This window comes from Nodularia sp. UHCC 0506, assembly GCF_034931045.1.
Classification (GTDB): domain Bacteria; phylum Cyanobacteriota; class Cyanobacteriia; order Cyanobacteriales; family Nostocaceae; genus Nodularia.
In genome coordinates, this window is sequence record NZ_JAYGHH010000042.1 from 1 (window position 1) to 4,424 (window position 4,424).

Annotated in this window: 5 protein-coding genes; 1 reads left to right on the top strand and 4 read right to left on the bottom strand. The window is 36.9% G+C overall.

Features of this window, described 5'->3' with window-relative positions; translation table 11 throughout:
- Positions 1-234: 234 nt before the first annotated feature.
- Positions 235-1,182: a hypothetical protein gene (locus VB654_RS19085; RefSeq protein WP_323215381.1), complete on the top strand. Its 948-nt coding sequence runs from the start codon at positions 235-237 to the stop codon at positions 1,180-1,182.
- A gap of 7 nt (positions 1,183-1,189) precedes the next feature.
- Here VB654_RS19085 and VB654_RS19090 read toward each other — a convergent pair whose 3' ends face one another.
- The 4 genes from VB654_RS19090 to VB654_RS19105 form a co-directional block, all read right to left on the bottom strand.
- The gene (locus VB654_RS19090) at positions 1,190-1,765 is read right to left on the bottom strand and encodes a Uma2 family endonuclease (protein WP_323215382.1); all 576 of its coding nucleotides are present in this window, start codon (positions 1,763-1,765) and stop codon (positions 1,190-1,192) included.
- Between the two features lie 8 nt (positions 1,766-1,773).
- The gene (locus VB654_RS19095; RefSeq protein ID WP_323215418.1) at positions 1,774-2,112 is read right to left on the bottom strand and encodes a type II toxin-antitoxin system HicB family antitoxin; all 339 of its coding nucleotides are present in this window, start codon (positions 2,110-2,112) and stop codon (positions 1,774-1,776) included.
- A gap of 98 nt (positions 2,113-2,210) precedes the next feature.
- Positions 2,211-2,471 carry a type II toxin-antitoxin system HicA family toxin gene (locus VB654_RS19100; RefSeq protein WP_323215383.1) on the bottom strand — a complete coding sequence of 87 codons (261 nt, stop codon included), beginning with the start codon at positions 2,469-2,471 and terminating at the stop codon, positions 2,211-2,213.
- A 308-nt stretch (positions 2,472-2,779) separates the two neighbouring features.
- The coding region (locus VB654_RS19105) for a cobaltochelatase subunit CobN (RefSeq protein ID WP_323215384.1) at positions 2,780-4,424 on the bottom strand (1,645 nt) is incomplete at its 5' end.

Consider the following 4,424-nt stretch of genomic DNA (forward strand, 5'->3'; position numbering starts at 1 on the left):
ATATTCTTCCTTATGACTATCGCCTCTGGTAAGCTTGGCTAATGCACCCTTTGCAAATTTGCCAAAAGCGTAGATACTCACAGGACGATAATCTGTGTATAAGGATTTATATTATTTATAATATTTTTTCAAATTTTAACAATAACCAAAATTAATAGTTGTTTTTATGTTATATGTTATATGTTATATGTTATAATTGATACTAATTTAAAAAAATAGAAATATATTTTATTTATGGATTTTAGTCAGTTTCAATCTAATCAATTTTGGTATCAGAGTGATGAGAGACAAGCACAGAAGTTATACGTAGCATTATGTCTTTACATTTCAGCAGCTTCAGATTTTGCTGTAGGGATTGATTTAAAAAATAACGATAAATTAAACTGGTCTACTACGGCTAGTTATTATTCAATTCTTCACAGTGCTAGATTGATTATTTTTCTAGCTGTTGGTGATTATCCACAACAAAACGGACACGAAGATATTAGAAATTTATTTAGAGGTCAGAATAGAAGCGGAAATACTAACCTTTTTTCTGGTAATTGGCTAAAAAAATTAGCGAGAAATGCAGGTTTTCAAAGCTCGCCTGAAGATAAATTTACATTAGCGCAACTTTGTAGTTATTATAAAGATTGTTTGCAATTCCCTAATTCTGATCGTTTATTTCCTACAATAGGTAAAATATTAAAAGATGCCAAAACATTAAGAAATAATAGTAACTATGATGCTTTATTAATGGCTCATGAATGGCATCATAAGCAAGTTGAAGATGATTTTATTAAATTATCAAATTCAATGTCAGATGGAGCTAAACTCTGTTTGAAAATATCTACGCAATGCTTTAAAAGCTATATTAGCTATGCTTCAGAAATTGACTTGAGACGAGAAGAAACTAAATATTTAGTGAAACATTATATTGCTGGAAGACTTTATCCATCAATTTCCCAAAGAATTGAAGACCAATCAATATTGAACACTGTAAAAGAATGTACAAGAAAACTTGATGATTTACAATATGACATGGAAAATATTAAAGATAGTAACAATAAGTTAGATGAATTTGAAAAATCATTTTTGAGGGATAACTTTGGTGAAAAGCAAAAATTAATGCACGACTTTAATCGTGACGTAAATAATTTGAAACAAGACATCAAATCAGTATCTAATGGCTCCTATATTTAATCTGAGATTACCAAATCATCCCCAAATTTAAAATAAAACCATTTAACACGTCTTCCCCTGACACGGTAGCAGGAGACTCCAAAACCTCAACCTCTTTTCCTTGTCTATAAATCTCAACTTGCCGAGATTTACGATTAATTAATAAACCTAAACGCACACCATTATCTAGATATTCCCTCATCTTTTTCTGTGCAACCTTCAAAGTATCACTTGGGGAAAGTAATTCAACCACAAAATCAGGACAAATCGGGGGAAACTTTTCTTTTTGCTCCTCCGTTAAACTATCCCATCTTTCTAACTTAATCCAAGCTGTATTAGGTGAAAGTATTGCACCATTTGGTAAAATAAAACCGACATCAGAACCAAAAGCTACACCTAGCGATTCATGATCATTCCAATTCGCTAACTGAGCAGTTAAACCAGCATTAATATTGCTAGATATACCACCCAATAAAGGCTTTAATATCAGACTACCATCAGCATTACGTTGAATTTTGATTAATTCATTGATTTGACACATTTCAAAGAATTGATCATCAGTTATTTCAATTGACGGAGGTAGATACAACGTTATATTATCCATATAATAATCTATGCTTTGACTGATTTTTCAGCAGCATTGATTAAAATTTCATCCATCCAAGCATTGATACTTTTTCCTGCTTTTTTAGCAGCAATAAAAATTTTACGATGATGTTCTGGAGTTGTACGAAATGGTAATTTTCCAGAAAAAGGTTTATCCGGTTCTTCTCCTAATTCTTCGCAAAAAGCTAAATACCCATCAATAGAAGTCTGAAATTCTTGACGTGCTTCTTCTACCGTTTTAGCTTTAAAAGTAATTACATCATTAATATCAAGAACACGACCAAAAAGTATTCCTGCTTCTACATCTACTTCAATTGATGCTGAGTATCCTTTATAAGTCAACATAACTCTAATAACCTTAATTTGATTTAATTGTGGTTGGGGCAATTTTTGTAATTACCTCAAATCTTCAATATGGACTAATTATAAATTAACTCAACTATTTATGGTTCAATTCCTGCTTTGATCAAAAATTCTCTCACTGATTTTACCGCTCCTTTATCGGTTTCTTTTTCAGGATGTGGTTCATGAAAAAACCCCCTTACCTCATTTAATTTAACTCTAACTCTTGAACCACTTCCTTGACTAACATCAGCACCCAAAGCTATAAATAGACTTTCAATATCTTGCCAAATAATATTTGCTGGGACAGGATTGGTAAAAATTAATTCTAAAGTTTTTCTTTGTTTATTATTAATAGCCATTCATTACTACCTGGAGATGTTATTACAGGTTCATAACCCAGCAAAGTGACAGGAAGGAGTCAACTGGCAATGAAGCTACTGACAGCACCAGTATTGAGACCATAGACAAAATTTAAACGCGTTAAACCTAGTTTGACAGAATGTTTGATTGTTTTGTTAACTCCTTTCTTGAGCTTGTATTTGGTTACGACCTAATTCATAGGATATCATATTATGATATCACGTCAAGATTTTTATGACATAAAAAACGGACACAGAAATATATCTGTGTCCCTAAAGTTGATATGCTTTATCCAGACGGAGAATGTTTACTCAATCCCTTCAATCCGGTCTTCAACTTCTTGGTACAACTCACGTAGACGATCTAAATTGTCATCGCTAGTCTCCCAATAACCGCGACCATTCATTTCCAACAAAGTGGAAACAATCTTGCGGAAAGAATGGGGGTTGAGATTCATCAACCGTTTCTGCATTTCTTCATCTTTGATGAAGGTTTCGTTCGTATCCTCGTAAATCCAGTTATCCACAGCGCCGGCTGTCGCACTCCAACCAGTGGTATTTACCAACCGTTTGGAAAGTTCGCGTACACCTTCGTAACCGTGAGATAACATCCCTTCGTACCATTTGGGATTTAACAACTTGGTACGCGCATCTAAACGCACGGTTTCTGTTAACGATCGCACTTGTGCATTGGCTGTGGTAGTGTCTGCAATGTATGATGCTGGTGTCTTACCATCTTTACGCAGACTTGCTACTAACTTAGTAGGATCTGAGTCAAAGTAGTGGGAAACGTCCGTTAAGCTAATTTCCGAAGAGTCCAGATTTTGGAAAGTTGCATCAGCAGTTTTCAAAGAAGTTTCAAACATCTGCCGTGACTCATCCATCACACCGGGGTTATCGGAATTAAAAGAGAACGATTTCCGTCTCAGGTACATCTCCTGCAATTCGGCTTCACTATCCCAAGTGCTGTTTTCTACCGCCAAGTTAATATTTGACGAGTAGGAACCAGAAGCATTGGAGAATACGCGAGTCGCTGCTTGTCTGAGATTAATTCCCATTTCCTCAGCTTGTTTCAAAGCGTGTTGGCGAACAAAGTTCATTTCTAAGGGTTCATCAGCCTCAGCTGCCATTTTCACGCCTTGGTCTAGCAGGTTCATTTGGTTAATGAACAAGTCACGGAATACACCAGAACAGTTGATGACTACATCAATTCTGGGTCGTCCCAACTCTTCTAAAGGTATTAACTCTAACTTGTTCACTCTTCCCAAAGCATCGGGAACAGGACGGACACCAATCATCCACATGATTTGTGCCAGGGATTCACCGTAAGTTTTGATGTTATCGGTTCCCCAGAGGACACAGGCGATAGTTTCTGGCCATTTACCCTCATTTTCTGCCTTATTACGTGCCAACAGCCGATCTACAACGATTTTGGCTGATTGAACTGCGGCGGCTGTGGGAATTGATTGGGGGTCGAGGGCATGGATATTTTTACCTGTGGGCAGTACATCCGGGTTGCGGATGGGATCTCCACCAGGGCCAGGTAGAACATATTCGCCTTCTAAGCCTTGGAGTAATGCGCCGAGTTCGTTATCTGCACAAACTTGTTTTAAGCAGAATTCCAAATACTCAAACAGTGGCTTTAAGCGCTCTGGGTCAACTTTGGGATAGCCGGCTTTATGTAAAGCTTCTACCCAAGGTTCTTTTTTACCCATGTTGAAGAAGTTCAACCGGGAAACCAAAGAAACTCTGCCCTCTGCGTCGGTTTGCGCTTTTACCAGTGCGCCCACGGCATCACGGGTGGCTAAGGTGATGTCTTGTAATAACTGGACATCTTCTAAATTGCCAAGGTCGCTGTTTTTGTAAATGTCGTCTATGTCACGCCCGATGCTGCTGGCAATGATTCGGGGTAAGCTGAGAATTTCTTCTTCTTGACGATCTAAACTACCAATG

What these genes read in the sequence shown, in the direction of transcription:
- VB654_RS19085 (WP_323215381.1), top strand. Translation starts at nt 235, where the DNA reads ATGGATTTTAGTCAGTTTCAATCTAATCAATTTTGGTATCAGAGTGAT.
- VB654_RS19090 (WP_323215382.1), bottom strand. Translation starts at nt 1,765, where the DNA reads ATGGATAATATAACGTTGTATCTACCTCCGTCAATTGAAATAACTGAT.
- VB654_RS19095 (WP_323215418.1), bottom strand. Translation starts at nt 2,112, where the DNA reads ATGTTGACTTATAAAGGATACTCAGCATCAATTGAAGTAGATGTAGAA.
- VB654_RS19100 (WP_323215383.1), bottom strand. Translation starts at nt 2,471, where the DNA reads ATGGCTATTAATAATAAACAAAGAAAAACTTTAGAATTAATTTTTACC.